This is a genomic window from Embleya sp. NPDC005575 (assembly GCF_040605455.1).
GTDB lineage: Bacteria > Actinomycetota > Actinomycetes > Streptomycetales > Streptomycetaceae > Embleya.
Genome location: NZ_JBEXCV010000311.1, coordinates 1 through 3729 on the forward strand (window position 1 = coordinate 1; position 3729 = coordinate 3729).

At 73.1% G+C, this 3729-nt stretch carries 4 protein-coding genes; all 4 read left to right on the forward strand.

What is annotated here, in order from left to right:
• The first annotated feature begins 219 nt into the window (after positions 1-219).
• A complete protein-coding gene (locus ABZS54_RS42470) occupies positions 220-1590 on the forward strand; it encodes a phosphomannomutase/phosphoglucomutase (RefSeq protein ID WP_355548681.1) in 1371 nt (456 codons plus the stop codon).
• Positions 1591-1706: 116 nt separating this feature from the next.
• Complete coding sequence (locus tag ABZS54_RS42475) at positions 1707-1892, forward strand: Trm112 family protein (RefSeq protein ID WP_355548673.1); 186 nt, start codon at positions 1707-1709, stop codon at positions 1890-1892.
• Positions 1889-3070 (forward strand): SIS domain-containing protein, encoded by a 1182-nt coding sequence (locus ABZS54_RS42480; RefSeq protein WP_355548675.1) that lies wholly within the window; start codon positions 1889-1891, stop codon positions 3068-3070. The genes ABZS54_RS42475 and ABZS54_RS42480 overlap by 4 nt, the downstream gene beginning before the upstream one ends.
• A gap of 2 nt (positions 3071-3072) precedes the next feature.
• Positions 3073-3729, forward strand: a 657-nt coding sequence (manA, locus tag ABZS54_RS42485; RefSeq protein WP_355548678.1) for a mannose-6-phosphate isomerase, class I, incomplete at its 3' end; no start/stop codon positions are given.

The window sequence follows — 3729 nt, forward strand, 5'->3', positions numbered from 1 at the left end:
GCGGTGCTCGTCTTCATCCAGGTCTTGCCGGCCATCATGGGCGTCTTCATGTTGACCGCCCCGAGGCCGGTCGACGCGGCCACCTGCGCGTTCTGCGCTCACCCGAGAGCTGACCACCGGCCGATAGGGTCTGATGCGTCGTCCGCGGGGCAGGGATCGACGGTCAACGGCCAATACCGCGGCGAATCGGGACCGCGGCCAAGCGAGTGGAGTCTTCGGGTGCGCGACCTCTCCCAGATCGTGAAGGCGTACGACGTGCGGGGCGTGGTCCCCGACCAACTGGACGCCGACACCGCGCGAGCACTGGGCGCGGCGTTCGTGCGGGTCACCGAGGCCGACGCGATCGTGGTCGGCTGGGACATGCGCCCGTCCTCGCCGGAGCTGTCCGGCGCGTTCGCCGCCGGCGCCGCAGCCCAGGGCGCGGACGTCACGCTGATCGGTCTGGCCTCCACCGACGAGCTCTACTTCGCCAGTGGCAGCATGAACCTTCCCGGCGCGATGTTCACCGCCAGCCACAATCCCGCGCAGTACAACGGGATCAAGATGTGCCGCGCGGGCGCCGCCCCGATCGGCCAGGACAGCGGTCTGGCCGACATCCGTGCGCTCGCCGAGGCGGGCGTGCCCGAGTACGCCCGCGAACCGGGCACGATCACCGAGCACGACGTGCTGGCCGACTACGCCGCGCATCTGCTGGGCCTGGTCGACCTCACCGGCATCCGGCCGCTCAAGGTGGTCGTGGACGCGGGCAACGGCATGGGCGGGCACACCGTGCCCAGTGTGCTGGGTGCCGCGAGCGGGCTGCCGCTGGAGATCGTCCCGCTGTACTTCGAGCTGGACGGCTCGTTCCCCAACCACGAGGCCAACCCGCTGGACCCGAAGAACCTGGTCGACCTACAGGCCGAGGTCCGCAAGAGCGGCGCCGACCTGGGCCTGGCCTTCGACGGTGACGCGGACCGCTGCTTCGTCGTCGACGAGCACGGCGACCCGGTCTCGCCGTCCGCGGTCACCGCGCTGGTCGCGGTCCGCGAGATCGCCCGGGCCAGGGCGAACGGCGAACAGTCTCCGGTGATCATCCACAACCTGATCACCTCGCGCGCGGTGCCGGAGATCGTCGCCGAGCACGGCGGCCGGGCGGTGCGCACCCGGGTGGGCCACTCGTTCATCAAGGGCGAGATGGCGAAGACCGACGCGATCTTCGGCGGCGAGCACTCCGCGCACTACTACTTCCGCGACTTCTGGCGTGCGGACACCGGAATGCTGGCCGCGATCCACGTGCTCGCGGCGCTCGGCGGCCAGAGCCTGCCGCTGTCCACGTTCGCGAGCGAGTACGACCGCTACCCGGCGTCCGGCGAGATCAACAGCGAGGTCGCCGACCAGGCGGGCGCGACCGCGAAGGTGCGCGCCGCGTTCGAGGGCCGGCCCACCGTCGCCGTGGACGACCTGGACGGGATGACCGTGGTGGCCGACCGGTGGTGGTTCAACCTGCGCGCCTCCAACACCGAGCCGCTGTTGCGCCTGAATGTCGAGGCCGACGACGAGCCGACCATGATCGCGATCCGCGACGAGGTGCTGGCACTCGTCCGGGGCTGACCGGGCGGCTCGGTAATGTGATGGGTTCAATCGGACGGCTGCCGCGCCGAATCGGGACTGATATGTACGAATCGGCGCACGAATCGGCGCGGGCAGTCGGAAAAGTGGGAGATGTCGTGAATCTGGAACCGTCGCAGTTGGCGATCCTGACCTGCCCGGTCTGCCACGCCTCGCTGCACCGGGACGGGGACGCCGCGCTGGCCTGCGACAACTCCGAGTGCGGGCTGGTGTACCCGGTCGTCGACGACATTCCGGTGCTGCTCGTGGACGAGGCCCGCCGGCCCGGTACCGCGCGGGCATGAACATCCTCGACGAGGGCCTGCTGGACGACCAGGACGCCATCGCCCGGGCCGACACCGCGGACACGCTGCGTGCCCTGGCCGGTGCCGGGGCACAGGTGCGCCGGGCCGTACAGGCCGCGCGCGAGGCCCTGCCCGCCGCGATTGTGCCCCGGGACCGACCGCGCACGGTGATCCTGGCCGCGCCCGCGTACGGGCCGCTGGGCCGTGCGCTGCGCGCGGTCACCGGCGCGGACGCGACCCTGCCCCTGGTGTTCGCGGCGGGCGGCGTGCTGCCCGGCTGGGCCGGTCCGATGGACCTCGTGTTGTTGGCCGGTCGAGGGGACGAGCCCGGCTTGATCGAGCTGGCCGGGCAGGCCTACCGACGCGGCTGCCAGGTGGCCGCGGCCACCCCGGGCGGTTCGCCGCTCGACGCCGCCGTGCAGCAGTCCCGGGGCGTGGTGGTCCGGGTTCCCGTCGACGCCGCCCCGGTCGGTGCGACCGGCTACGCCGACGACACCGTGTTCGCCGCGCAGACCGCGTTCTGGCCGCTGTTCACCGCGCTCCTGGCGCTCACCGGCGCGGCCGGCGCGAGCGCGTTCACCCCCGGCGAGGGACTGGCGGGCGTGGACGCGATGGCCGACCGCCTCGACGAGGCGAGCACCCGCTGCCGGCCCGCCGCCGACGCCTACCTCAACCCCGCCAAGGGACTGGCCGTCGCGATGGCCGGCACCATCCCGGTGATCTGGGGCGCGGGCACCGTAGCGGGTGTGGCCGCCGAGCGCTTCGCGACGATGTGCGTCGGTGTCGCCGCCACCCCCGCGCTGTCCGGCGCGCTGCCCACCGCGGGCCGCTACCAGGACCGGGTCTTCACCGCGGGCGAGTCGGACGACGCCGCCGACCCCGACGACTTCTTCCGGGACCGGGTGGACGAGCCCGAGCCGGTGCGGATGTACCCGGTGCTGCTCGTCGACCACGACGACGAGGGCACCGCGGCGCAACTGGACCGGGCCCGACGCACGCTGAGCGCGCTCGGCCAGTCCGCCGTCGGCGAGGTCGGCGCACGTGGCGCCGGCCCGCTGGAGCGGCTCGCCGAGCTGATCGCCGTGACCGACTTCGCCGCCGTGTACCTGGCCCTGGGCACCGGCGTCGGCCCCGCCGTACCGGGGCTGTTCTCCTGGACCGAAGGTGGTCCCCGCTAGCCATGGACCGCCTCGTCAACCGGATCCGCGCCAACGCGTGGGGTTCGCTCACGGCCATTCCCGAACTGCTCGGCGTCGCCCCCACCGGCGAACCGCAGGCCGAGCTGTGGATGGGCGCCCACCCGGGCGCGCCCTCCCGGATCGACCGGGGCCACGGGCCGTGCTCGCTGGTCGAGCTGATCGCCGCCGACCCCGACGGCGAACTCGGGACGGACACCGCGGCCCGGTTCGGCCCACGCCTGCCGTTCCTGCTCAAGGTGCTGGCCGCGGAGGAGCCGCTGTCGCTCCAGGTGCACCCCGACGCGATCCAGGCCCGGCACGGCTACGCGGAGGAGGAGGCGCGCGGTGTCCCGATCGACGCGCCGCACCGCAACTACCGCGACTCCAGCCACAAGCCGGAGATGATCTGCGCGCTCGGCGACTTCGAGGGCCTGGTCGGCTACCGCGAGATCGCCGAAACGCTCAAGCTGCTCGACGCCCTCGACGTCCCGGAACTGGCCCCGTTCGCACGGGCGTTGCGCAACCCGGACCAGGAGGGGGCGCTGCGTGCGGCGACCACGCACGTGCTCATGCTGCCCGCCCGCCTGCGCACCGGCGTGGTCGACGCGGTGGCCGCGGCGTGCCTACTGGACGTGCCCACCCACAAGACCGGCACCGCG

Excerpts from the sequence above, each read along its gene's own strand:
- ABZS54_RS42480 (WP_355548675.1), top strand. The coding sequence starts at position 1,889 with ATGAACATCCTCGACGAGGGCCTGCTGGACGACCAGGACGCCATCGCC.